Consider the following 25,934-nt stretch of genomic DNA (forward strand, 5'->3'; position numbering starts at 1 on the left):
AGGGGATCGTATCCAAAAAAACAGGTGTGGTAAAATGTATGGAGACGTTGAAAGGATAAAGAAGGATATTGAATTATTTGCAAAAAATATAAAAGAATTAGAATCCATAGAAATTCATGGAAACCAGGAACGGATCGTTGAAATGGCAGAAAGCTACTGCCAGGACACAAGTTACTACCTTGAAAAAAAGGATCAAATGACTGCATTTGGATGTATAACCTATGCACATGGACTTCTCGATGCCGTGCGCATACTACATGACCTCATTTAAATCTCCAGGATTTAAAACCAATCATGTAACTTTTTAAAATGATTTAGAGATCCTTTGAGTAAACCTGATCAAGTAGAACTTAAATGGCTTAAATTAATAGAATTATTCCCTGATAATTAGATTAAAAATTTAAATGGGGATAAAATGAAAAAACTGTTTAAAAAAGAATCAGAAGTTGAAAAACATTCAAAAGAACATGTTGAACTTGTTTATGAATGTGTTCACGGGCTCAAAAAGCTTATGGAATTTTTTTACAGCAATGATTTTGATTCTCTGGATTTAGAAGTTGAAAAAATATCCCAACTCGAACATTCAGCCGACGTGATCCGTAGAAGTATGGAAATTGAATTCTATGATGGTGCATTCTTACCCTTCGACCGTGAGGATAGAATAATTCTCGCAGAGCTTGTGGATGGTGTTGCTGACATGACACAAGAAACAGCCTATGGAATAAGCCTCAGCAGAATCCAGTTCCCAGAGAAATTCCAGGAAGACTTCATGGAGATAACACAGGGAGTCTTAAATTCTGTGGCCATACTGAAGGATTGTATAGAACTTCTTGACGTTGATTTAAGGGCTACAATGTTGAAGGCTCATGAACTGGAAGAAATGGAAGATGCTGTTGACAAGATCGAGAGAAGAATTCTCAGAAAACTCTATGATTCCTACAGAAACAATGAATTTGGAATATTAAGATTACTTGAACTTAAAAATACTGTTTTACGCCTTGGAAATGTGGTTGACAGAGCAGAAGATGCATCGGACCGTGTTTTGATAATGGTTGCTAAACGAAAGGGATGAACCATCACAGAACCTAGAATATGTATTGAAAATATTTCTAACATGATTTTATCCATCATTTCTATCATTCTATCCCAGAATACATCTTAAAAATTAAATTAAGATCAACAGTTCAACTTTTCTATGAAAAACCTGGAAAGCATGAACATGGATTTTGAAGAAAAAATCTCAAAAGCCGTTACAGATTTGAGGTACCTCTTAAATAGGGGTTACAGGAAGAAAGGAGCCTTGAAATTTGTTTCAGACAGATATCTCCTTAACATCCATGAGAGAAATTACCTTGCAAGAAAGGTTTTCTCAAGGGAGGCAGCACTATCCCGACAAAACAAGATCCTTGATATCTCCCGTGTAAAGGATGAAAACGTTTTTGTGGACGGATACAACGTTCTTATAACAGTTGAAAGCATATGTACTGGTTATCCATCCCTTGTAAGATGTGATGATGGATTTTTAAGGGATATTAATGCTGTTTTTGGAAAGTACAAGATCAACGATACAACAAAAACTGCTTTAACCCAGATAATGCTCATTTTAAAGTATTACAACCCCAGATTCGTGAAATTTCTATACGACAGCCCAGTGAGTCAGAGTGGGGAACTTTCAAAGATCACAAGAAATATTTTAAAGGCCAGTGATGTTTCTGGAGATGCAGTGACATCTAAAAATGTTGATTCTGAACTTATATCATTATCTAAAGATATTGGAGGCATTGTTGCAACCAGTGACAGTGCTGTTATTGATAAAATCCAGAGAGTTATTGACATACCCTGTGAAATCCTGAAAAAAATGAGGTAATGTTGCTAGTTAAAAATCTAATAGTTAAAAATCAAAATTTAAAACAACATTATCCTATTAAATTAAAGTTCCATGTAAAAAAAAAGGTTTGAACTTAAAAGGTTTCAATGTAATATGAGATTATAATTAATAGTTATAATTAATAAAAAAACTTCCACAGCTGGAATTAAGTAAAGTTAATTATTTACAATAAAAAAAAGTTATTTCTAAAGTTTTAAAAAAGATTTTTCCATAAAAAATGTAAATAGAAGTTTTAAACTTCTAAATCATTCCATATCTTCGAATCTTTCTTCTAATTTTTCAAGCACACCAGGAAGACTGGTATATTCCATTTCATCTGCTGGTAACCGGTGTGGTTCGAATGGACCATGCCTTCTCATGTATTCCGCTACTTCAGATGCAAGGTTTCTTGATCTGTCGAATGCAGGGTCATCGAACATGTCAACTGGTCCAACGAGCTTTGCATCTGCTACCTGGAATCCTAGGCTTGTTACACGTGGTGGGCCGTCGAATCTTACTGGGCGAGCGTTTGCTGTGGAAACTGGCATTAATGGTCCGTTGTGTGAACCCCTCATCCATCCACTCACGAGGTGTGGGAATGCGAATGGTTCAACTACTTCTCCTGCTGCTGGGAAACCAGACTGTGACCTTACTATGGCAACTGGGTCGTCTTTTCCTATGTACTGTCCTGCCATGAGGTTTAATCTTTCTGTGCTTATGGATGCAGCTATTTCGTTGTCGCTTCTCCTTGTAACGTGTTTTATAACGTACCTTCCAGTTGAGCCTATAAGGGCAAGAAGATCGTACATCTCATCTGGACATTTCATTGTAACTTTTCTGTGTTCTATGACATCAAAGATCTCAAATTCGTATCCTTTGTGGAGTGATGGGTCTATTACAAGTCCTGCTGTGTTGAATGGGTCTGCGAACATTCTAAATATAGGAAGGTTGAATGCTCCAGGTTCTGTTTTGTCACAGCAGAAAACAAATACTGGGTCGGATGGTCTTTCTTTGAACTCCATCTCAGCACATCCTGGACCCATTCCTTTGATGTTACCAGAGAATGTGTCAGATAAAAGGTCCTGACCTGCACCGTAGAGTTTCAAGCTTTTTGCAACTTTTGTTGCTTCCATAAAGGCGTTGAATGCAAGTTCGTGGACTTCTTCGTTTTCTTCACCGTTTGTGTGGGTCATGATCAAGTCTATGTCGTCACCACAGTTGGTTATATGATAATCCACAAGAAGTTCTTCTTCCTTTGCTTTTGCCAGTAATGAGTCGCATTTCTGTTTAAGCGCGTCATGAGTCACTGCATGTCCTGCAACACTACCAACATCTGCTTTTATTACACTAATCGTTGTTTTCATTTTGGTACCTCCAAAAAAATCATAAAATTTCTTTAAGCAGCATTTAGACCACTGATCATCGTATTTTAGGTAATGGAAAATCATTAATAATCTTAAGTTCAATGACCTAAAAGCAGTTAAAATCTACTTTAAGTTTATCTTATGAGAGAACTTATGATTTGGTGGCCATATAAAATTTACTATACCTCCAAGTTACGTGAAATGTATAACGAAGTGGTATAATTTCTATGCGATATAAAATGGGTCAAAACCATAGGGTAATGACATGTTACTTTCTATAGTTTTTAAGATAAAAAATTATTTAATTTGGAACTTATTTTTTAAAATCAGATTATTAAATAAAATCAAATTGTTAAAGCAAATTTTCGGTCTAACATCAGCACAAGGATTGCATGTTAAAGCTATAACTGTATGTATCCTTAAAAAAGTTTTTGAAAGATTAAAGACCTTCAAATATCGTTTTAACCTGTTCCGCCATTTCCATGGTTGATGCAACACCACCAAGATCAGGTGTGACAACCTTACCATCCCTTAAAACCTTTGTTAATGCCTTTTCAAGTTTCTGAGATTCTTCAACTTCACCAAGGTATTTTAGCATCATACACATTGAAAGTATCATGGCTGATGGGTTTGCAATTCCTTTTCCTGCAATGTCTGGAGCTGACCCATGTACTGGTTCAAAAAGTCCATTTTTATCGCCAATATTGGCTGATGGAATCAGTCCCAGACCACCTACAAGTCCTGCCCCTTCATCTGAGAGTATATCGCCAAAGAGGTTGGTTGTGACCATAACGTCGAAGTTCTGAGGTTTTGTTATGAGGTACATGGCTGTTGCATCCACATAAAAGTCTTCCGATCGTATATCATTGTATTCATGAGCAACCTCGTAGAAGGTGTCCTTGAAAATTCCATCTGTCTTCTTAAGGACGTTGGCCTTGTGAACCGCTGTGACCTTTTTTCTCATGTTTTTTCTGGCGTATTCAAATGCAAATTTACATATACGCTCACAAGCCCCTCGCGTTACAACACGTACCGCCTCTGCACCATCATCTGTGTATTTTTCAACTCCTGAATAGAGCCCCTCTGTATTTTCCCTTACAATAACAAAATCAAGGCCTTCAAAGAGAAAAGGAGTTCCTTCATAGGATTTCACCGGCCTTAAATTCACGTAAAGATCAAGTTCCTTTCTCAGGGTTATTATACCACTTTTCTGTCCGGGTACCGTTGTAACAGCACCAAAAAGAGTTGCATCTGACTTTTTTGAAGTCGAAATCGTTTCATCGGGTATCGTGCTTCCGGTTCTTTTAAAACATTCGTTACCTGCATGGGCAGTTTCGTAGCTAAAATCAATTTCTGAGACTTCAAGTATGTAGAGTGCAGCTTCCATAACCTCAGGTCCTATTCCATCTCCAGGTATAACAGTTAATCTGTACATAAAAATCACACTTTGGTTCGATTTATTGGACACCTCTGGGCATCCGAATCCCATTAACTAAATCAAATATTCAGTTCAAAATCTATATTTCTATTATGTTCTTGTTCATTTATTGATTTAAGTTTTTATGATTTTTAATTTAGAATAGATGGTTTTTAAAATGGATTTGCAGAATTATTGATTTAAAAGAAGAAGATTACGATTGATTACCCTCAATTCATGTTTCAGTTATGGAAAAGTTTATTCGAAAGGAGGAACAAAGTAACAAAATGTAATTAAATGTACTATTTAGTTGAACATAAAAAATGTAGCGACCATTTTAATGGTTTAATAAATGTTTACTTCATTGAAACTGATTGAATTTAAGATATAAAATATTTAATGGTTTAAGGTGGTAAAATGGAAAGGGAAAACAGCGTTAAAAGGCTTATAGATACTCTAAAAGATGATGATGAACTGGTTCAGTTACAGGCCATGGGACTTCTTGAAGAGGTTGGTGAACCTGCTGTGGACCCCCTCATAGAGGCCCTTGATAATGAGGATAAAAATATTCGAAAGGGTGCAGTACGGGTTCTTGGAACCATCAAAGCTGAAAGAGCCATAGAACCACTCATACAGAGTTTGAGTGATCCTAATAAATGGGTTAGAAGAGAAACCTCGGGAGCTCTTGCCAACATAGGTGATCCTGCTGTTGAACCCCTGATAAACGTTTTAAATCATGGTGATTGGCGTGTTAGAGGAGGAGCAGCATGGGCCCTTGGTAAAATAGGAAACAAAAAGGCTGTGGATCCACTTATAAAATCCATGAAGGATGAGAGTGGATTTGTTAGGGGAGGCGCAGCATGGGCTTTAAGTAGAGTTGGGGATGAAAAAGCTGAGGAACCCCTTAAAGAGGCCTTAAATGATAAGAGTAGTTTCGTAAGAAGGGTAGCTGAGAATTATCTGAAAAAGGTTTAATCTCAAACCGGTCCATAGGTTAATTGAACATGCTAAAACATACTATAGCCTATGAATACCCTAAAATATTTATTCTGATTAATTTTTAGGAACCTTATTTTTTTAAAACCAGACCATCTAACCCCTGGATGAATCTGTGCTGTGAATTAGAGTTCGATAGAAATGATCCTATAAAAAAATTGAGGTTTAACATGGAAACACACGGAGGTGTTTAATTGAAAGTTAGTGTTATTGGTGCATCAGGAAAAGTTGGTAAAACAGCTGCATTCTGTTTGGCCGAAGAAAATCTCGTGGATGAACTTGTACTTATAGCAAGGGAAAAAAGTATTGATAAGGTGGAAGGTGAAGCCCTTGATATGTACGATGCCCTTGCTGCAAAGGATGTTAATGTTTCAATAACCCCATCATGTGATTTAAAAGATATAAGGGATTCGGATGTTGTGGTGCTCAGCGCTGGAATTCCAAGAAGTTCAGGCATGACAAGGATGGATGTTGCTGTTCCAAATGCAAAGATAGTTGCAGAGTACTCGAGAGCCGTTGCAAGATATGCTCCAGACTCCGTGCTCCTCGTTGTAACCAATCCCGTTGATGTGATGACTTATATAGCTTTTAAGGCCTCTGGTTTTGATAAAAACAAAGTTTTTGGTCTGGGTAATCATCTCGACTCCCTGAGGCTTAAGAATCAGATAGCCAAACACTTCAACATCCACGTGAGTGAAATACATACAAGAGTTGTTGGGGAACATGGAAACCACATGGTTCCACTCATAAGTTCAACATCCATTGGAGGAATACTCTTGAAGTACTTCTCCAAGTACGATTCATTTGACATTGCAAGAACCATAGAGAAGGTAAAAAGTGCAGGCGAGTACGTTATAAGTAAAAAAGGTGCGACTGAGTATGGACCCGCCTACGCTGTATCCAACATCGTTAACATCATCCTGAACGATGAAAAGAAGATACTGACAGTCAGCGCCTACCTTGAAGGTGAGATAGAGGGCGTTCCAGATGTCTGTCTGGGTGTTCCTGTTAAACTTGGAAAGGATGGCATCAGGAGAATAATACCAATAAAAATGAGTGAAGAAGAGAAGGTTGCATTCTTAGAGGCTGCAAAATTCGTTAAGGAATCAACCAACGAAGTTCTGGACTGCCTGGATGAGGATTTTTGATACTTCAAATCCTTTTTTTATAACAACATAAAACAAATACCATATCATATACATCTTATTTTTTTGAAAAATCTGTCAAAATATAAACAAACCTATTTTAACATTTCAAATTATTTTAAAAAATTTTTAAAAAGGATACAATGAAAGAGGGAATATTTATAAATAGAGAAAATTAGGGTTTGAATGACTCAATTTTAGGGTAGGTTTCCTTTCCTCCGGCCAAGCCCTCTCAAACCATTAGAAACTATTTATAAGTTAGTTCTCCTCTGTTACATTACTGGTATTGTTTGTGTTGGTATGTGTGGTATTTTTCTTGGTTGTTGTTGATGTCTTTGTGGTGTAACTAGATTTATCATTATCATTTGAAGTAATGCCAGTATCTCCAGAATCATTTGTTGTGTTGTTTGATATGTTGAGGGTCATGTTACCTGTATTCTGGGATAAACCAAAGAGGTAGCTCACGCCTGCAACCAAAATTATTACTACTGCTATTAGAGCAATCGTTGTTTTTTCCATAATTAAACCTCCTTCATCGGTACGGTGCTGTGGGAAAAATAGGAACATTATGTATTATTATATTTTTTTTATATTACTCTCTATTTATCTATTCCCATTTTTTTTAAATTTTAGAATATTGTGTACATAAATATATATTAAACTATCGTGAAGATGGAAGGATCCAAAAAGGATCATATGCCCATGAAGAGTTCTCTGGAGTTCAAAAAGGAATCCAGATCAAAATTTAAGTCTGAATCTTTCAGTACAGCCCATTAGAAAAAAAGTTTATATAATCGTTCAGTTATAATATAATCAAAGGTCTAAATTCTGAACATTGTACAAAAATTTTCAATTAAATAAAATATGTTTTAGAAACGATGCCATCCCGCAAATTTTCGGAAACTCGTTTCCTCTATATTTATATAATACGCTTTTCAAATAGTATCAAGCTAAAAAAAACTTGACAAAGATACATGAAACAAGCACACCGACAGAGGGCATTGAAATGACAACAATAGGAATTTTAGACTTACAGGGAGACGTTTCTGAACATTTAGAAATCACAAAAAGAACTTTAGATAAGATGGGTGTTGAAGCCCGTGTCTCAAAGGTGAAGACAGCATCTGAAGTCGCAGAATGTGATGGAATAATCATCTCTGGAGGAGAAAGCACCGTTATCGGTAAATTAATGAAGGAAACCGGCGTGCTGGATGTTATAATCAAGCAGAACATACCTGTTATGGGAACATGTGCCGGAATGGTGCTCTTGTCTAAAGAAAGTGATTATGAACAGCCTTTACTCGGATTAATAGATATTAAAGTTAGAAGAAATGGATTTGGTCGTCAAAGAGCTTCATTTGAAGATGAAATTGAAATATTTGGTGGCAATTATAAGGGAGTGTTCATAAGAGCACCCTACGCCCTTGAAGCAGGTGAAGGCGTGGATGTACTTGCCAAACTCGATGATAAGATAGTTGCAGTTGCATACAAACATCACATTGCAACTGCCTTTCATCCAGAGCTCACAGATGATACAAAAATTCATGAGTACTTCATAAAGGAGGTATTGAAGTGTGTGGAATAGCAGGAGTAGTTTATAAAGATAAAAAGCTTCACCCAGTAGGAGCTGCATTGACCAAAATGTTAGATGCCCTACAACACAGAGGACCGGATTCTGCAGGTTTCGCAATATACGGAGGTCTTGGTTTAGAAGAAAACGAGTACCTCTTAAACATCGAAGTTAAAGAAAAAGCAGGTCTCCTTGAAGCTGTGAAAAGTACTGTGAACACAGTGACCCCTATAAAAAGCGAGGAAGTAATCCCCTCAGTTGAAAATTCCATCATATACAGGTGTAAAATTGCTCTTAAATCATTTGCAGCACTTAAACCACTTATAATGGAAATAGACAAAATAGACGATGTAATAGTTCTTAACGGAGCCCATTCCTTTGAAATGATAAAGGATGTTGGTCTTGTTAAGGATATAGCTGCAAGGTACGATACAGCATCCAAAATGGGAACCCATGCAATAGGTCACACCCGTTTTTCAACCGAAAGTATCGTGGACAGGTACCATGCCCACCCCTTCCAGAGCTACATCATACCAGACATCACAGTGGTTCACAACGGCCAGATAACCAACTACTGGAAGATAAGGGATCCTCTGGAGAGGAAAGGACACATATTTGAAACCAACAACGACACAGAGTGTATAGTCCACTACATAGCAGACAAACTCTCAGAAGGCTACAAACTGGAAGAAGCTCTAGAAGAGTCAGTTAAGGATATGGATGGACCATTCTCATACATAGTTGGAACACCTAACGGTGTGGGAATAGCAAAGGATCAATTAGGACTTAGACCTGGTGTTATGGCTGAAAATGATGAGGTTTTTGCAATAGCCTCAGAAGAAGTGTCACTGCGTGAAGTTATGGATACACACAACGTGGAACAGATAGCACCCGGAGAAACCAGGGCTTACACCATTTAATCTCGAGAATATATTCAATAAGAAGTTTCAGGTGATTTTAATGAAGGAATTTGAAATAGATGTTAATCACAAAACACCTAGGGAAATTAACAAGGCCATAAAGGAAGCTGCAAAGGAATACGACAGGATAACTGTTAAAAACCCTAATGCAATGCATTACCTGGCTGCAGGCCTTACAGAACCTGTTGAACTCGTCATAGATGGTTCTGCAGGTTACTTCGCAGGTACAATGGTACACGGAGCAAAGATACACATAACAGAAAATGCAGGATGGTTCCCGGCCGACAACATGACTGATGGAGAAGTTATAGTTGATGGATCAGCAGGTGATGGAGTTGGACAGGGAATCTATGGCGGAACAGTTGTCGTGAGAAAGGATGTTGGCTCAAGAACCGGGGAAATAATGAAAAATGGTACCATCATCGCTGGAGGAAGTTCAGGTTTCATGACGGGACTCTTCATGATGGGTGGCAGAATAGTTGTCCTCGGAGACATCTCAGAAGATGCAGGTGAATCAATAATAAGAGGAGTTATATACGTCCTTGGAAACATTAAAAGCCTTGGAAAAAACGCTAAAGTTGAAGATGTAGATGAAGATGATAAGAAGGAACTCAAAGAGCTTTTAACCAAGTACGAATTTGACCTTGAGGATAATAAATACAACGAATTCAAGAAGATAGTTCCAAGAAGCAACAGACCCTTCTATGGTAAAAAGTCGGAGGAAGGATAATGACAGCAAAGCAGAGTACTGATAAAAAGATTGCAATGGTTGGAACTCCATGTCAGATAGTAGCTGCCAGGAAAATGGACAGCTACCAGGATTACCTGGGAGAATCACCAGTGGATCTCAAGATAGGACTCTTCTGCATGGAGAACTTCTCCTACAGTTACATGAAAAAGCTCTTGAAAGAGCACGATGTTGATATGAAGGATGTTGTTGAATGCAGGGTTGAAAAGGGATATGCATGGTTCTTCTTAACTGAAGATAGACTGGTTAAGATACCCCTCGATGAGGCAAAAACCTGCAGCCGTAAAAGCTGCAACATCTGTATGGATTTCACATCTGAACTTTCAGATCTATCAGTTGGATCCGTTGGTTCAGAAGACGGCTGGTCAACTGTTGTTGTGAGGACAGAAGAAGGTTTAAAACTTCTTGAAGGCGCTGAAGAAGATAAATACGTTCAAACAAAGCCCATGACAGAATCAGGACTTAAACTGATTGAAAAACTGGCAAACAAGAAGAAAAAAGATAACAAAGAAGAAATAACAAAAAGGGAGAAAGTTGCAAGGCCTGTTATCTACAGAAGAGCAATTTCACGTGCAGAGTTTGGAGAAGAGGTTTCAAACTGTCAGTTCTCAGACCTCAAGGGTGATGTCATAGACATAGGCGCATGTGTGCTCTGCGGAGCATGTGAATACGTGTGCCCTGAAAACATAGTATCCATAAAGGACAGAAAACCACAGATCAGGGGAGCATGCCCTGAAGGATGCAATCTCTGCTACGTTGCATGCCCCAGAACCTATATAACGGATGATGTGCTGGGCAGAGAAAACGATAAAAAGCCCCTTGGAGATTACATCAAAGTGGTGTCTGCAAAGGCCCCTATGATCAACGGTCAGGACGGTGGAGTTGCAACAGCACTCTTGAACTACGCACTGTCAAAGAAGGTTGTTGACGAAGCTATGGTTGTTGATAAAAGCCGTCTTGAACCATGGAAACCTGAAGCGAAGCTCACGGATAATGTTGCAGATGTACTCAAAGCATCAGGAACCAAATATGCAGCATGTCCTGTTTTCAAATCACTAAAAGTTAAGGACGAATAAAAGGAGGAGTTTTAATTGCCATTCAAAGTTGAAAGAAACAGATATCTTTGCAGGAGGAACTTCGACCGCCCTGGATGCTGCTGGTACATGTGCGACAACAGGGATGAGACGCTCTGTCAGAACTGTTACTCCTGTTACAACAACTGTCCTCATCATGTTTACGAAATAATAGATGATGAACCATACCCAGTTCACCATGAAAACTGTGTTGGGTGCAGAATATGTGAGGAGATGTGTCCAAATAATGCAATAGAAGTTAATGCAGTACCTGAAGACCGCAGGAATGTCTGGTCACTTGCAGATCTCGTGGAGATCAACAGAATGTCCACTGAAGGATCATACAAGGTACGTGGATGCGGAGCCACAAGGGTCATACCCACCTTCGATGACCTCACGATCGTACCTGCACAGGTTTCAAGACCTCCAATCGACAAGTACAGGGAACCATGTAACACAAGGGTTGTTCTGGGTTCAAGGTACGCTGAAAACCCACTGGTAATCGACACACCAATCATGATAGCTGCAATGTCCTTTGGAGCCATCAGTAAGGAAGCAAAGATAGCCCTTGCAATGGGTGCAAGCCTTGCAGGAACGGCAACCAACACTGGTGAAGGTGGAATGCTTCCAGAGGAGAGGAAGTACGCTTCAAAACTCATAGCACAGTATGCTTCAGGACGTTTCGGTGTTTCAGCTGAGTACCTCAACAACTCAGAGGCCATTGAGATAAAGATCGGTCAGGGTGCAAAATCTGGTATGGGCGGACACCTCCTTGGTGAGAAGGTCACAGCAGATGTTTCACGCATAAGGATGATACCTGAAGGAACCGATGCACTGAGCCCAGCCCGTCACATGGACATAGTTGGACCAGAGGATTTGAGCATGAAGATATCACAGCTTCGTGAGATAACCGACTGGAAGATCCCAATAATGGTCAAATTCACATCTGGACGTGTCAGTGACGATGTTAAAATCGCAGCAAAGGCTGGTGCCGACATAATAGTTGTTGACGGTATGCAGGGAGGAACAGGAGCTGGACCCGCAGTTGTAACGGAACACTCAGGTGTACCAACCATAGCCGCCATAGTTGAGGCAGATGAAGCCCTTAAACAGGTTAACCTGCGTAAAGATGTCAGTCTGGTTGCAGCTGGAGGTATAAGAAATGGTGCAGACGTTGCCAAAGCAATAGCTCTTGGAGCAGATGCAGTTTACATTGGAACTGCTGCACTTGTTTCAATAGGCTGCAGGGTCTGTCAGAAGTGTTACGCTGGAACCTGCAGAAAGGGAATTGCAACACAGAACCCACAGCTCAGACGCCGCCTTGACTACGTTGAAGCTGGAAAGAGAGTTGCTCGTTACATAGAAGCCATGACTGAGGAAGCTGTAATGCTAACCCAACAGGCAGGTAACACAGATGTAAGCAAGCTTGAAAAGGACGATTTAAGAGCTTTAACAGTTGAAGCTTCAGCCTACACCGGTGTTAAGCTCGCAGGTTTAGAATCCCCAATCAAGTACTGATGGGATTCAAAACCATTTTTTTAATTTTTTTTTCAATATTTAAAATCTAAAAATTCATATAATTAGCTGATTCTCGGGCATATTATATATAAAGAAATTTTTTAGAAATTATTGAAAATCATAGTTTTACCTAAATTTTAAAGTCGTCAATGAATTTTTAATCCACAAGACTCTTTTTAATCAGTTTTTTGATTCCATCACAAACATTTATATAATAAATCGAAAAGAAGTATTTCGGAAGTATGTTTCCTATATCCCATATCAAACGGATGCTTTTTTCCTTCATTCAGATCTGATGCAAGAGGGTATTCACTTAAACATGTGGATAAAATAGGGGAACATCTATTTACTGAGGAAACACCTGTTTATTCAACTCTTAATCATACAAAAAATGATGAATTGAGGTTGAATGTTACACAGGATCAGTTACAGTTAACATGAATTAAATGGAGGAAACATAATGATTCCAGGTCTCGACTCTGGAGATACAGCTTGGATGCTGATATCAACAGCTCTTGTAATTTTAATGACTATACCTGGTGTGGCACTCTTTTATGGAGGCCTAATCCGGAGAGAAAACGTTTTAAATACTATATTTTTATCGTTCGTCAGCTTCGCCATTGTAAGCGTTATATGGTTCATATACGGTTACGACCTTGCATTCGGCGCTGATATATGGGGCGTGATTGGACAGCTTGTAAATCCATTCTTTGGGGGAGTTGTGGAATCAAACACTCTTTCAACCTACGCACCAACCATTCCAACAGGATTGTACGCCATATTCCAGATGACATTTGCAGCCATCACCATAGCCCTCATATCAGGTGCCATCGTTGAAAGGATGAAATTTTCAGCATGGCTCGCATTCATCCCAGTATGGTTAACACTCGTATATCTACCTGTGGCCCACTGGATGTGGGGCGGAGGATGGTTAGCTCAAATGGGTGCGCTTGACTTTGCAGGAGGTATAGTTGTACATGTTAACTGTGGTATGGCTGCCCTGGCCCTTGTACTCCTGCTTGGAGCACGTAAAAATGCCAGGCTTTTACCTCACCACCTTGGATACTCCATAATAGGTACTGGACTTTTATGGTTTGGATGGTTCGGATTCAACGCAGGCTCAGCACTTGGAGCAACTAACCTGGCTGTTTCCGCCATGATCGTTACCAACGCCTCTGCAGCGGTTGGAATGCTCGCATGGATGCTTATGGACAAGGTTAAAACAGGTAAACCAACACTTCTGGGTGCTCTTTCCGGTGCAATAGCCGGTCTTGCAGCCATAACACCTGCAGCAGGATACGTTAACTTCACATCAGCCATTGTAATAGGTTTTGTGGCTGCAGTATGTGGATACTACGCTGTTTCATACATAAAACCTCGTCTGGGCTACGACGATGCTCTGGATGTATTTGGAATACATGGAGTATCAGGTATCATTGGAAGTATTGGGGTGGGAATCTTCGCAAGCCCCCTCATAAACAGCATAACCACAGGAGGATTACTCTTTGGAAATGCACATTTACTTGGGGTTCAGCTTCTTGCAATCGTGGTTGTAGGTATCTACGCATTCGTAATGACCCTCATCATCGGTAAGATCATCGATAAAACCATTGGCCTCAGGGTTGATGAGGAGCATGAGATTCAGGGACTGGACATTAATCTACACGAGGAATCCGGTTACAGACTGTCATAACTATGTATAAATGCCACGTATCAGATAATTAGAAAACAAGATAAAGATTCTGAGGTGTGATCAATGAAAAAAATAGTCGCAGTCATAAGGCCTGACAAACTGGAAGGTGTGAAACAGGCCCTTGAAGAAATAGGATGCTCTGGTATGACAGTTAAAGAAGTAAAAGGTCGAGGAATACAACTGGGTATAACAGAAAGTTACAGAGGCAGAGATTACAAGGTTGACCTTCTACCAAAAACAGAGATCGAAATAGTTGCAATGGATGAAGATGTTGAAGCCGTAACCAATAAAATAATAGAAACAGCAAAAACCGGCAACATTGGAGACGGTAAAATATTCGTATCTCCTGTTGAGGAAGTCATAAGGATCCGAACAGGTGAAAGGGGAGATAAAGCTATTTAATAACCTTTTCTCTTCTTTTATTTAAAAAACGCATCAAAATTTTTAAATCATTTTTAGAATCCCAGTTTTAATTATTAAACAGTTTTTAATTATTAAAATTTTAATTCCCTTGAACTTTTAAATATTTAAAATATGTTCATTTATCTTCAAGATATAATCTCTAAAATGAACAGTTACATATTTTATTCCTAATTTTTAAATCTTTTTCAGTTTTATCCAATGAAATACTGAAAAAAATATAGTGTATTAACAACATACATATGTAAAGTCACAACCCAATTTTCTGAAAATCACAAACTATATATACCAGGAATCATAACCTCTATATGTCGGAAGTATGTTTCCTACGTCCGATTCATGTTAACTATGAAACATGAGGGGTGAAAACCATCATGAAATCTTAAATCAAAAATACAGGTCAGGATACCAAAATAGATGTCTAAATCTGTATAAATCATTTAAATGGATATCTGCGACATATTAAAATATATAAAACAAAAAAAACTGATTTAAAACAAAAAAACCTAAAAAAACAATTAATCAGAAGATACAATTATCATAACAATAGGAGGAAATATTTATGGATCCAGTTCTTAACTCTGGTGACACCGCGTGGATGTTGGTCTCAACAGCACTGGTCATGTTAATGACAGTTCCTGGTGTGGCAATGTTCTACGGCGGTATGGTCAAAAAGGAAAATGTGTTGAACACAATATTTTTATCACTCATAGCGTTCTCAATAACAAGTGTTATATGGGTAATATATGGTTACCCACTTGCATTCGGTACAGACATAATGGGAATAATTGGTAACCCCACAAATCTGTTGATGAACGGTATAAGTGTGGATGCACTGGCACCTCTGGCACCAACAATACCATTACTGGTATACGTTGCATTCCAGATGACATTTGCAGCCATCACAGTTGCACTGATAGCAGGTGCAGTTGTTGGAAGAATGAAATTCTCAGCATGGCTCGCATTCATACCACTCTGGATAACCCTTGTATATCTACCTATAGCCCACTGGGTATGGGGCGGAGGATTTTTAGCACAGCTCGGTGCACTTGACTTTGCAGGAGGTACAGTTGTTCACCTTAACTGTGGTATAGCAGCACTTGCATTGATTCTACTACTGGGTAAAAGGAAAGACACAAGACTCTTACCTCACCAGCTCGGATACTCAGTACTGGGTGCAGCATTCCTCTGGTTCGGTTGGTTCGGATTCAACGCAGGTTCAGCACTTACAGCTGGAGGCCTTGCAGGTTCAGCATTCATCGTAACCAACACAGCAGCCGCAGCAGCTATGATCTCATGGATGATGATGGATGTAATCAAAACAGGTAAACCAACATTACTCGGTGCAATATCAGGTGCAGTAGCAGGACTCGTTGTTATAACCCCTGCAGCAGGATTCGTAACTGTAGGAGCTTCAATAGTTATGGGTTTCGCAACCTCAATAGTATCATACCTTGCAGTTGCATACCTCAAACCAAAATTCGGATACGACGATGCATTAGATGTATTCGGTATACACGGTATATCAGGTGCATTCGGAGCAGTATGTACAGGTATATTCGCAGCTCCATTCGTGAACTCACTGGGTACCGGTGCTCTCTACGGAAACCCTGGACAGATAGTGACTCAGATTGTGGCAATCGCAGTAGTTGCAGCCTACTGTTTCGTTGTGACCCTCATAATAGGTTACGTGATCAAGAAAACAATTGGACTCAGGGTTGATGAAAAAGAAGAAATCGAAGGACTCGACACCAACCTTCATGAGGAATCAGGTTACAGGATTTAATGGGAGAAATGGTAGCTATGAAAGAAATAACAGCAATAATACGACCAGACAGGTTAGAAATTGTTAAATCTGCCCTTGAAGAAATTCACTGCCATGGAATGACAGTTGCAGAGGTGAAAGGTAGGGGAAGACAGTTAGGTGTAACTGAAAGTTACAGGGGAAGCGACTACAGAATAGACCTTCTTCCAAAGACCAGACTGGAAATCATAGTAAGTGATGAAGATGTCGACAAGGTCGTTGACACCATCGTGAAAACAGCACAGACAGGAGACATTGGAGACGGTAAAATATTCATATCCCCTGTTGAGAATGTTGTAAGAATAAGAACTGGAGAAAGTGGGGACAAAGCAGTTTAACTGCCCCTACTCCTCATTTCTTTAAATGTGGTCCAGGTCCAATTGGAGGCGGTTGAGATCTTTGATCACTCAAAAAACTTAAATTTACCCCCTTTTTATTTTTTAAAATTTTTTTATTTTTTGAATGAAATCTTTTGAATAACCTAACAAAATTAAGAAAAACAGATTAATGATCATAAATTTTATTTATTCACAAAATGTGAATATTGATACACAAAAAGTAAAATTTAAATGATGGTGGAACAATAAGTAAAGTGAAAAAGAAGAGAGACAAAGAAAAAAAGTAGGATACATGTAAAACTAAGAAGGGATGATAAAAAATGGATGTTAAAAGAATTGCCCTTATTGGGGGCACGGGTTCAGGGAAAACAACAGCCCTGGAAAGTTTTTGTGAAGGTATGATGCAGAAAGGAAAAAAAGAACAAGGAACAGCCTATATAAATGGGCAAAAGATCTGCTGCTGGAGCTCATCCTACCCCGAAACATCCAAGGAACTTCAAGTGAATACAGATGGAGTAATGGTCTTCTTAGATAGTACAAAGGGTGTCACTGAAGACGATGCAAAGTTGATGAATCATCTGGGAGATATGAACATTCCACACGTGATCCTGGCAAACAAACAGGATCTAACAAAAAGAAAGTTGGATGTGCGTTCCAGTGCTCCTGTGATACCAACAGTTGCCAGAAACACCAAGTGCATGGTTGGTGCAGTTGAAACCCTGCTTAAAATAATATCACCCTACCAATACCATCAGAACAAATGTGCACTGGAAGTTGTAACCATCAAATCATCTGCAGATTAAAGACTAAAAACTGTTAATGGCGGAAATTATTGAAAAAATAGATAATAAAAAGAGCAGCATGTACAAAAAAATAATGGATGATATGTACCTTTTAAAAACTGGCAGACCCAGCTGCCAGTCTTATCTTCTTTTAAGTGACGAAATGAATGTTCTTGTGGATTCTGGAACGAAACAACACTTCGAAACTTTAGAGGAAGATATGGAGGAAATCGGAATAAAAACTGATGATCTGAGCCTTGTTATAAACACCCATGAACATGCGGATCACTTTGGAGCCAACAAATTTCTACAGAAGAAAGCCACAATCCTGACCCACAGGTATGCTGCCACAAAGATAGTCTCTGCAGACGATGAGGTAATCCGCTGCCGTGCCCACGGACACGATCCCACGGGTTACCACGTTCATATGTGGCTTGAGAACATGAACGTTATTGATACAGGTAACTGGTTTTTGAAGATATTCCACACACCTGGACACACTTCAGGATCCCTCTGTATCTACGAACCCCGTAAGAGATTTTTAATTTCAGGAGACACAGTTTTTGCCCATGGAACCATATCAGATATATCCAGCTCTGGAAGCTATGGAGAGTACATAAATTCCCTTGCAAGGCTTAACACCATGAAGATCAATCTTCTGCTTCCAGGCCATGGGAACATTTCAAAAAACGTTGAGGAAGACATTGAGAAAGCCATAGAAAATGCAAAGCTAAAGCATGAGAAGTTTCTGAGAGATAAAAACAATAATTTATCATGCTAAAATTTAATCAAAACTTTAATTTTTAGTATAAAAAAGGACCATAAAAGTAAATCATCTGTTTAATCTTTAAACAGAAATCAAAGACGTATTTTTTCATTTTGCTGTTTTTACTCGTGAAAAGATTTATATACTAAAAATTACTTAAGTAATATCGGAAGTATGTTTCCTAGTTCCTATAGGAGGTTTTTGAGATATGGATGTAAAAAAAGTCATGGTGTTTGGAACACCAGGTTCAAGTAAAGAAGATGCGCTAAGGAATATATGCAGTAAACTAGTAGAAACAGTTTCAATGGAATACGGAAGTGCAGTTATTGAAGATACTAAGATACACTTCTTCAGCCCAGCAGAGGATGAAAAATTCATGTTCATGCAGGATGTTCTCTCCAAGAATCTGGACGGAGCCCTCATATTTCTGGACAGCTGTCATGGTGCAAGTGAAAATCAGATAAAAAGCATGAAAACTGTGATGGGAGAAGCACCCTACGTGGTGTTCACAAACCATGAAAACAATTTAAGCACCACCGAAGGTGTTCCTGTAATCTACACAGATGATGAAGGATCAAGGATGGATAAAGGTGTTAAAACGCTTTTAAACATGATGTCAAAACTGAATGGGGTGGTAGATCATAAAACACCTTACAAAACATGATTAAATCTAAAGGATTAAATCTAAAGTAATCAAATAAAAAAAAAGATCAAATAATTCTAAAAAAAGAAAAAAATGAAATAACTTCTAAAAAAATAGTTTTAAACTAAAAATAACGAAGTCCGAGAACATATGACAAGTAAAAGAGGGGATGTTCAGTGACAGGACCAGATAATAAAAATATATTGGTAATAGGACCTCCAGATTCAGGTAAACAAACGGCAATCAAAAACATCAACGGTAAAAATGCAAATATTTTAAGTGCTTCCTATGGAAGGGCAATTATAAACAACACAAAGAATTATCTCTTCAGTCTTAAAGGGGACGATGGTTTTAAATCATTTGAAGATGTTCTCCTTTCCTTTGAAAATGGAGAGCCTGCAGATGGAGTAATCATTTTACTTGATAACTCAAGAGGTGTGATGGAAACAGACATTGAAGTAATGGACATGATACTTTCAAGGAACATCCCTCATATTGTATTCTCAAACAAACAGGATCTAAATAATGCATCGTTAGATGAATATTTTGAAGAGTCCATCATAATTCCAACCATTGCAAAGAATGGAATAGGAGTACAGGATGGTTTTAAGTTACTTTTGAAGTTAATAGGGCAAAAAAAACAACATGTGAATGTTAGAAAATCTGAGTACAAATACAGGAAGGCGTTCAACTCCAAAAAAGTGCATAACAAATTCAGAGAAGCTGAAAAACTCGAGAAACTCAAGGATATTCTTGAGGAATCAGATAACCATGATATATGTAAGCTGAGAATGTTCATGCACCCCATAGAACTTGAAAAAATGGTTAAAACCCTTGAAAATCATGGTTTTTCAAACATGACAGTTGCTGAAACCAAGTACATTGATAACAAGAACGCTTCAATGGAGACCTACAGGTGCAGCCAGTACGATGTCCAGCTGAAGATGAAGACTGAGATCATCATGATACTGAGGAAGGACGATGTTCAATACGTTTTGAAGGCAGTAAGATCAATTAAAAGTGATGATATTGATGATAACATCCTAATAACACCTATAGAAAGAGTTTTAAGAGTTAGAACACTGGAAGAAGGAGAAGAAGCTATAGATTAGAGATAAATGATTTGAAGACAATTAATGATAAATGTATTAAAAAAGGGGGGAATTAAAGAAGAAGAGATGGGTTTTTTACCATCCTCTTTTTTGTAGTTTTTGGTTTTCTGGTATTGTGCTGATTTCGAGTCCGGGCATTGCTTTTCCGAGGTTGGTTGAGACTTGTGCGATTAGGTCAGCGTCTTGGTAGTGTGCTGTGGCTTGTACTATTGCTTTTGCTACTATTTCTGGGTTTTCGGATTTGAATATTCCGCTTCCTACGAATACTCCGTCTGATCCGAGTTGCATCATGAGTGCTGCGTCTGCTGGTGTGGCTATGCCTCCTGCTGCAAAGTTTACAACTGGTAGTCTGCCCTGTTTGGCTGTTTCTTTAACGAGTTCCAGTGGTGCTTCTTCACGTCTTGCCACTGCCCATAGTTCCTCTTCAGATTTGTCTTTTAGTTCTCGGATGGTTCCCTGTATCACGCGCATGTGTCTAACAGCCTCTACAACGTTTCCTGTTCCTGCTTCTCCTTTAGTTCGGATCATGGCTGCTCCTTCATTGATTCGGCGCAATGCTTCACCTAGGTTTCTTGCACCACAAACAAATGGTATGGTGAACTGCGTCTTATCGATATGATAACTCTCATCAGCAGGAGTAAGTACCTCACTCTCATCGATCATATCCACACCCAAAGACTGCAAGACCTGAGCCTCAACAAAATGACCAATACGAGCCTTAGCCATAACCGGAATAGAAACAGCATCAATTATCTCCTGAACCTTAGAAGGATCCGCCATACGAGCAACACCACCAGCAGCCCTGATATCCGCAGGCACACGCTCCAACGCCATAACAGACACAGCACCAGAATCCTCAGCAATACCAGCCTGCTCAGCATTCACAACATCCATAATAACCCCACCCTTAGTCATCTTAGCAAAACCCTTCTTAATAACCTCAGTACCATGCAACATAAACAAAATACCTCCAAATTTAAGTTTCATACACTTTAAATAGCTTTTTTTATATTTTATTCAATCACAGTTCTCTCCTACAAAGATCAGGAAATGAAACTGTTTAATATTCAATTTTTAAAATTGTATAATTTGTTATAAACTTAGTTTCTGGATTATTATAACTGTTTGTATTCTCAGTGTTGAAATGTGAAATACGGTTCAATATGTTCTACCTAAAGTTCACATAACCACAAACTTTATATATCATGTTGACATAGGGAGTGCTGACTCAAAAAATGAGGCGATGAAAAATGAGAAGAACAATTTCAGACAGTAAAAATTTGGTTGAAAAGATGCTGGAAGATACAGCTAAGACAATAGACAGCATCAAAGACGATATTGAAAAAACAGTAGTCGATTACACCTTCGTTCCAGGTAAGGACATAATAGAAACAGACGACAGCATTATAGTCCACATAGACATCCCAGGTATAAAGAAGAAAGATATAGATCTTAGGGTAACTGAAACAAAAATGAAAGTTACGGCCCAGCTCGATGAGGAGCATGCAGAAAGAAGCAGCTACGTAACACACCACGATAGAAAGGCTGGTTTCATCAGGAGAAGCGTCAGATTCCCTAAAAAAGTTGTGGCTGAAGAAGCTGAAGCTAAATACGAAAACGGTGTTTTAACAGTGGAAGTTCCAAAGCTTGAAAAGAACGAAGGATTCACAGTGGAAATAAAATAAGTTCCACTTCACTATTTTTTTTATTGATTAAATTTTTATTGATTGAACAGTTTATTAAGATAAATCCATTAAAAAGCTATTTTTAAATCCCACCAGGGTCAAACCTCCCATTAAGATCCATCCAACTTTTTTTCTAAACCCTTCAGTCTCTCATTGATACTGGAGTTCATTCCTTGCATGCTTTGCATCCTTGAAGTCGGGTTTCAGATTCAGTGCTGTGTCGTAACAGCTTGAGGCTTCATATTTTTCACCCATCTCCTCCAAAACCACACCTTTACGGTACCAGCTTTCAGGATCCTCGGGTTTCAACTCTAAAGCACGTTCATAGGATTCCAATGCTTCAGGATACATGTCCATCATCTCAAGGGCATATCCCCTGTTGTAAATTGCCTTGAAATTTTCAGGACCTATTCGTAAAACCTGTTCATAGGAGTTTACTGCCTCAGCGTACTTTTTAATTGATACAAATGTGTTTCCCATGTTGTTCAATACCTTGATATTTTCTGGATCCAGTTCCAGTGCCTTTTTGTATGATTCAACTGCTATTTGATAATTCTTCATCTTTGAAAGTACGTTTCCACGGTTGTACCATGCTTTAACATAACTTGGATCTATCTCAACCGCTTTTTCATAGGAACGGACTGCTCCCTTTAAATCTTCAAGCTCCTCCAGGGCTATTCCCCTGTTGTTCCATAACTGAGCATCTTCAGGACCCATCTTCAGGATTTTATCGTATTCAATAACCTTCTGATATTTCTCCATTCTCCTTGTGAACTCATAATAAGATAGAATTGATATTAAAATGAAAACCCCCGCTAAAATATATAAATAGGTCACACCACTGATGTATACAGCTGAAAAATCAGGGGATCTGTAAAAGTACCTCAATATTAATATTAAAGCTGTATTTACTGCTATCCAATAAATATCTTTGTTGTATATCCCTCTCCAATTGAAAAAACCGTTTATAAACTGTATGGTTCCAAAAACAAAAAGTAATGGAATAAAAATAACATCAAAGGGATCATCTACACTGTGAAAGACAGCCGACAAAATGAAAAACAATCCTATTAACATTTCTGATGAGTACTTCTGCATTCTTGGACCTCACGCATGAGTTACTTTACTGAAACTTCCATCTGATCCTATTAATAAGTTTTATCAAATATAATATTGATGATATGAATATCAACACATATTAACTATGAAATTCAATCTAAAAGCATTATCTTAGCTTTAAACAATTTTATTTATAATAATTCGAACAAAAGGATAATTAAAAAGGATTTTTCAGTTTTATATCTTTAATTTGTGGGGATAGTCATGAAAAAGTTGCTCTGGTGGTTAATAGCAGGTAAAAGAGGCGGCATAAATAGGGCCAGGATAATTAAAGCATTATCTGAAAGACCTTACAATATGCATCAGCTTTCAGAGGAGCTTAATTTAGATTACAAAACAGTACGCCATCATGTTAAAATCCTAGAGAAAAATAAGATAGTTAAACCAACTGGTGATAAGTACGGTAAACTGTATTTTTTATCTGAGGATATGGAAAGGAATTATGATATCTTCGAAGAGATCTGGGACAAAATTGGAATAAAAGAAGCTGAAAAGGGCCATTAGTTGGAGGAATGAAAAAATATGATATTTGCTGAATCAGGATTGCTTAATGTAATTCAATACGTAGCCATTGGAATTGGAGCTGTGAACATCTTGCTCCTCTTTGGATTGTTATACATCTACTGGACAAGTTACAGGAAGATCAAATCTGAATTCACCATAGGATTGCTCTATTTCACACTCGTTCTTCTGCTCCAAAACGTTCTAGCAACAGGAGTACTGATTATGCTTTTAATTTCAGGTGCAGGAACCCACAGCCATGAAGGAATGCAACATCTTTTGGAATTATTCACACTAAACGCAATTCAACTGGTAGCTTTAAGCATTTTATTCAGGATAACATGGTAATGAATCATTGCACTGAACTCATCATCCCACATTTTTTTAAAATGAATGATTTTTAATAAATAGAAAACATTTTAAATATTTAAACTTATTTAAAAATTTATTGAACTCCTATTAAAGGTTTTAGCCCAAAATATCCATAATTTACACCTTTTTGTATTTTGAAACTCTTTTAATGGCTTAAATTTTTTACCAACCTCTTAAATAACAGTGAAGGAAAGATTGGGTCGTGATTGGGGCATAATCTTGGAATAAATACTTAAATATGAGTCATTAAACTAAGGTTAAGGGGCTGGATGAAATCATATTCTAAAAAATACATTTTTTAATGAATTTTTAAATGTAATTATTTATGATAATAGTCAAACAGTCAAAATTAAGCATTAAATAGCGTTTTTAAAAATTTAAGGTAGTTTTTTATGATTGAACAATTGAACATGTCATTATTCCATTTAATAAATCAGTACGCAGGTTTAAACCCATTTATAGATACATTAACAATATTTGCAGCCAAATATATGCCTTTAATTATTATTTTAGGCTTAATTTATTTGTGGATCAAAAGAGGGGATAAAACCAAAGATATTGTACTTTATGGAGTTTACGCTGCAGTTATCGGACTTTTAATAAATTACATTATAGGATTGGTTTACTTCCACCCAAGACCCTTCATGATCCCAACAGGAACCCTGCTCTTCAGTTACCCCGGAGACTCCTCGTTTCCATCGGATCACACCACGTTGATGCTTTCTCTAACATTCATGCTAACCTACTTCAGGGAAACGCGAAAAATTGGATTGTTTTTCGTGGTTCTTGGATTGATTGGAGGTTTTGCAAGGATTTTCTGCGGTGTTCATTTCCCAATGGATATTTTAGGGTCCTTTGTGGTTTCACTCATAATCACTGCAACCATATTCAAGTTTAGAAACAGATTAACACCTATTAACAATCTATTTAAAGGTTTCTACGCAAAGGTAATTGGTTCTAAAGAATGAATCATTGAGAGGGTTTTGTATGGTAGGTATAGTTGAATTTGCAAGCAATTTTGTAATTGACATCATAGGTGTTCTGGGTTACTGGGGCGTTTTCATTGGAATGACCCTTGAAAGTGCCTGTGTACCCCTTCCAAGCGAGGTTATAATGCCGTTTGGTGGATTCGTTGTCTGGCAGGGCACAACCAACATGACACTCTGGGGCATAACCATCATCGGAGCCCTGGGAAACCTTTTTGGGGCTTTAATAGCTTATTTCATAGGATTGAAGGGAGGAAGACCCCTACTTGAGAAGTACGGTAAATACGTTCTTATAACCCAAAGCAAACTTAAGCTCGCGGATAAATGGTTTGAACGTTACGGATACGAAGCGGTATTCATAAGCAGGTTTTTACCCGGTATCCGAACCTTCATATCACTCCCTGCAGGGATAACTGGTATGGATCTCAAGAAGTTCGTGATCTACACCTTCGCAGGTTCAATGCCATGGTGCTTCGTTCTGGGTTACATAGGTGTTCAACTCGGCCCAAAATGGGAAATAATAAGATCTTATTTCCACATACTGGATATAATGGTTGTGATAAGCCTTGTAGCATTCATTGGTTATTTGATCTACAAGTACAGAGAAAAAATAACATAAAACTAAAAAGATGGTGCTATGAAAAACAGGTACAGCATTTTATTGGGAATGGGGATCGTTCTGGGAATTTCCATCCCTTTAGACACATTTTTATGGTACAACTCCGCGTTACTTACAGATTTATTTATTGTAAGCCTGCTTATGGGGGGATTTGTATCAACCTTCACATCTCCAGGCACAAAAGCCAGGGTTGGGTTGATTTCAGGTCTGGGAGTCTCTTTCATCTTAACTGCCTACACCCTCATGAACAGTGCCGCTGTGCCCGTGTCTCTGGGGATCTTGATGAGTTCACTGATACTTCCAGGCGTTATCATGTGCATCGGGGGTTATATTGCTAAGTTGATGAAGATGGAGATGTCCCATGCTCACTGATTTTCTTTAATTTTCAGTTTGTGCATCTCAAAATTAAGTGAGTATTACTGATATTCAGAAGTTTTATAAAAATATTGGTTTCAAGGATAAATTAAATTTAAAAT

At 38.2% G+C, this 25,934-nt stretch carries 29 protein-coding genes; 24 read left to right on the forward strand and 5 right to left on the reverse strand.

The window, feature by feature from the left end:
• The first annotated feature begins 34 nt into the window (after positions 1–34).
• From MCBB_RS08065 to MCBB_RS08075, 3 genes are all read left to right on the forward strand, one after another.
• The gene (locus tag MCBB_RS08065; RefSeq protein WP_071907279.1) at positions 35–271 is read left to right on the forward strand and encodes a DUF357 domain-containing protein; all 237 of its coding nucleotides are present in this window, start codon (positions 35–37) and stop codon (positions 269–271) included.
• A 144-nt stretch (positions 272–415) separates the two neighbouring features.
• Complete coding sequence (locus MCBB_RS08070) at positions 416–1,072, forward strand: TIGR00153 family protein (RefSeq protein ID WP_071907280.1); 657 nt, start codon at positions 416–418, stop codon at positions 1,070–1,072.
• A 147-nt stretch (positions 1,073–1,219) separates the two neighbouring features.
• The gene (locus MCBB_RS08075; RefSeq protein ID WP_071908047.1) at positions 1,220–1,867 is read left to right on the forward strand and encodes a DUF434 domain-containing protein; all 648 of its coding nucleotides are present in this window, start codon (positions 1,220–1,222) and stop codon (positions 1,865–1,867) included.
• A 266-nt stretch (positions 1,868–2,133) separates the two neighbouring features.
• Here the strand turns inward: MCBB_RS08075 and fbp are convergent, their stop codons facing one another.
• The gene (fbp, locus tag MCBB_RS08080; protein WP_071907281.1) at positions 2,134–3,231 is read right to left on the reverse strand and encodes a fructose-1,6-bisphosphate aldolase/phosphatase; all 1,098 of its coding nucleotides are present in this window, start codon (positions 3,229–3,231) and stop codon (positions 2,134–2,136) included.
• A gap of 439 nt (positions 3,232–3,670) precedes the next feature.
• Complete coding sequence (aksF, locus tag MCBB_RS08085) at positions 3,671–4,666, reverse strand: homoisocitrate dehydrogenase (protein ID WP_071907282.1); 996 nt, start codon at positions 4,664–4,666, stop codon at positions 3,671–3,673.
• A 399-nt stretch (positions 4,667–5,065) separates the two neighbouring features.
• Here aksF and MCBB_RS08090 point away from each other — a divergent pair, with 399 nt between their 5' ends.
• Positions 5,066–5,623 (forward strand): HEAT repeat domain-containing protein, encoded by a 558-nt coding sequence (locus MCBB_RS08090; protein ID WP_071907283.1) that lies wholly within the window; start codon positions 5,066–5,068, stop codon positions 5,621–5,623.
• A 215-nt stretch (positions 5,624–5,838) separates the two neighbouring features.
• A complete protein-coding gene (locus MCBB_RS08095) occupies positions 5,839–6,792 on the forward strand; it encodes a malate dehydrogenase (RefSeq protein WP_071907284.1) in 954 nt (317 codons plus the stop codon).
• A gap of 255 nt (positions 6,793–7,047) precedes the next feature.
• Here MCBB_RS08095 and MCBB_RS08100 read toward each other — a convergent pair whose 3' ends face one another.
• Positions 7,048–7,308 (reverse strand): hypothetical protein, encoded by a 261-nt coding sequence (locus MCBB_RS08100; RefSeq protein ID WP_071907285.1) that lies wholly within the window; start codon positions 7,306–7,308, stop codon positions 7,048–7,050.
• Positions 7,309–7,795: 487 nt separating this feature from the next.
• Between MCBB_RS08100 and pdxT the strand changes: the two genes are divergently transcribed.
• From pdxT to MCBB_RS08165, 13 genes are all read left to right on the forward strand, one after another.
• The gene (pdxT, locus tag MCBB_RS08105) at positions 7,796–8,374 is read left to right on the forward strand and encodes a pyridoxal 5'-phosphate synthase glutaminase subunit PdxT (RefSeq protein ID WP_071907286.1); all 579 of its coding nucleotides are present in this window, start codon (positions 7,796–7,798) and stop codon (positions 8,372–8,374) included.
• Positions 8,362–9,279 carry a class II glutamine amidotransferase gene (locus MCBB_RS08110; protein ID WP_071907287.1) on the forward strand — a complete coding sequence of 306 codons (918 nt, stop codon included), beginning with the start codon at positions 8,362–8,364 and terminating at the stop codon, positions 9,277–9,279. The genes pdxT and MCBB_RS08110 overlap by 13 nt, the downstream gene beginning before the upstream one ends.
• A 40-nt stretch (positions 9,280–9,319) precedes the next feature.
• A complete protein-coding gene (locus MCBB_RS08115) occupies positions 9,320–10,009 on the forward strand; it encodes a GltB/FmdC/FwdC-like GXGXG domain-containing protein (protein ID WP_071907288.1) in 690 nt (229 codons plus the stop codon).
• Entirely contained in the window at positions 10,009–11,103 is a 1,095-nt protein-coding gene (locus MCBB_RS08120; protein ID WP_071907289.1) for a Coenzyme F420 hydrogenase/dehydrogenase, beta subunit C-terminal domain, read from the forward strand. The genes MCBB_RS08115 and MCBB_RS08120 overlap by 1 nt, the downstream gene beginning before the upstream one ends.
• Positions 11,104–11,118: 15 nt before the next feature.
• The gene (locus tag MCBB_RS08125; protein ID WP_071907290.1) at positions 11,119–12,618 is read left to right on the forward strand and encodes a glutamate synthase-related protein; all 1,500 of its coding nucleotides are present in this window, start codon (positions 11,119–11,121) and stop codon (positions 12,616–12,618) included.
• 460 nt (positions 12,619–13,078) lie between these two features.
• Positions 13,079–14,311 (forward strand): ammonium transporter, encoded by a 1,233-nt coding sequence (locus MCBB_RS08130; protein ID WP_071907291.1) that lies wholly within the window; start codon positions 13,079–13,081, stop codon positions 14,309–14,311.
• 63 nt (positions 14,312–14,374) lie between these two features.
• Positions 14,375–14,713, forward strand: a complete 339-nt coding sequence (locus tag MCBB_RS08135; RefSeq protein WP_071907292.1) for a P-II family nitrogen regulator — start codon at positions 14,375–14,377, stop codon at positions 14,711–14,713.
• A gap of 580 nt (positions 14,714–15,293) precedes the next feature.
• Positions 15,294–16,517 (forward strand): ammonium transporter, encoded by a 1,224-nt coding sequence (locus tag MCBB_RS08140; protein WP_071907293.1) that lies wholly within the window; start codon positions 15,294–15,296, stop codon positions 16,515–16,517.
• A gap of 17 nt (positions 16,518–16,534) precedes the next feature.
• The gene (locus MCBB_RS08145) at positions 16,535–16,873 is read left to right on the forward strand and encodes a P-II family nitrogen regulator (protein ID WP_071908048.1); all 339 of its coding nucleotides are present in this window, start codon (positions 16,535–16,537) and stop codon (positions 16,871–16,873) included.
• A gap of 320 nt (positions 16,874–17,193) precedes the next feature.
• Entirely contained in the window at positions 17,194–17,676 is a 483-nt protein-coding gene (locus tag MCBB_RS08150; RefSeq protein WP_071907294.1) for a GTPase domain-containing protein, read from the forward strand.
• 58 nt (positions 17,677–17,734) lie between these two features.
• Positions 17,735–18,436 (forward strand): MBL fold metallo-hydrolase, encoded by a 702-nt coding sequence (locus MCBB_RS08155; RefSeq protein WP_071908049.1) that lies wholly within the window; start codon positions 17,735–17,737, stop codon positions 18,434–18,436.
• Between the two features lie 193 nt (positions 18,437–18,629).
• Positions 18,630–19,085: a hypothetical protein gene (locus tag MCBB_RS08160; RefSeq protein WP_071907295.1), complete on the forward strand. Its 456-nt coding sequence runs from the start codon at positions 18,630–18,632 to the stop codon at positions 19,083–19,085.
• A gap of 155 nt (positions 19,086–19,240) precedes the next feature.
• A complete protein-coding gene (locus tag MCBB_RS08165) occupies positions 19,241–20,176 on the forward strand; it encodes a P-II family nitrogen regulator (protein WP_071907296.1) in 936 nt (311 codons plus the stop codon).
• Between the two features lie 75 nt (positions 20,177–20,251).
• Here MCBB_RS08165 and pdxS read toward each other — a convergent pair whose 3' ends face one another.
• A complete protein-coding gene (pdxS, locus tag MCBB_RS08170) occupies positions 20,252–21,133 on the reverse strand; it encodes a pyridoxal 5'-phosphate synthase lyase subunit PdxS (protein ID WP_071907297.1) in 882 nt (293 codons plus the stop codon).
• Between the two features lie 293 nt (positions 21,134–21,426).
• Here pdxS and MCBB_RS08175 point away from each other — a divergent pair, with 293 nt between their 5' ends.
• Complete coding sequence (locus tag MCBB_RS08175; protein WP_071907298.1) at positions 21,427–21,861, forward strand: Hsp20/alpha crystallin family protein; 435 nt, start codon at positions 21,427–21,429, stop codon at positions 21,859–21,861.
• A 150-nt stretch (positions 21,862–22,011) separates the two neighbouring features.
• Here MCBB_RS08175 and MCBB_RS08180 read toward each other — a convergent pair whose 3' ends face one another.
• Positions 22,012–22,959: a tetratricopeptide repeat protein gene (locus tag MCBB_RS08180; RefSeq protein WP_071907299.1), complete on the reverse strand. Its 948-nt coding sequence runs from the start codon at positions 22,957–22,959 to the stop codon at positions 22,012–22,014.
• A 225-nt stretch (positions 22,960–23,184) separates the two neighbouring features.
• Between MCBB_RS08180 and MCBB_RS08185 the strand changes: the two genes are divergently transcribed.
• The 5 genes from MCBB_RS08185 to MCBB_RS08205 all read left to right on the forward strand — a co-directional run bounded on the left by MCBB_RS08185 (position 23,185) and on the right by MCBB_RS08205 (position 25,830).
• Entirely contained in the window at positions 23,185–23,484 is a 300-nt protein-coding gene (locus MCBB_RS08185; RefSeq protein ID WP_071907300.1) for an ArsR/SmtB family transcription factor, read from the forward strand.
• Positions 23,485–23,502: 18 nt separating this feature from the next.
• On the forward strand, positions 23,503–23,829 hold the full coding sequence (locus MCBB_RS08190; protein WP_071907301.1) for a hypothetical protein: 327 nt from the start codon (positions 23,503–23,505) through the stop codon (positions 23,827–23,829).
• A 548-nt stretch (positions 23,830–24,377) separates the two neighbouring features.
• Positions 24,378–24,821, forward strand: a complete 444-nt coding sequence (locus MCBB_RS08195) for an undecaprenyl-diphosphatase (protein ID WP_231916340.1) — start codon at positions 24,378–24,380, stop codon at positions 24,819–24,821.
• Positions 24,822–24,840: 19 nt separating this feature from the next.
• Positions 24,841–25,458 carry a DedA family protein gene (locus MCBB_RS08200; protein WP_071907303.1) on the forward strand — a complete coding sequence of 206 codons (618 nt, stop codon included), beginning with the start codon at positions 24,841–24,843 and terminating at the stop codon, positions 25,456–25,458.
• Positions 25,459–25,476: 18 nt separating this feature from the next.
• Positions 25,477–25,830: a hypothetical protein gene (locus tag MCBB_RS08205; protein ID WP_071907304.1), complete on the forward strand. Its 354-nt coding sequence runs from the start codon at positions 25,477–25,479 to the stop codon at positions 25,828–25,830.
• The last annotated feature ends 104 nt before the right edge of the window (positions 25,831–25,934 follow it).

The sequence above is a fragment of the Methanobacterium congolense genome (assembly GCF_900095295.1).
GTDB classification, from domain to species: Archaea; Methanobacteriota; Methanobacteria; order Methanobacteriales; family Methanobacteriaceae; genus Methanobacterium_C; species Methanobacterium_C congolense.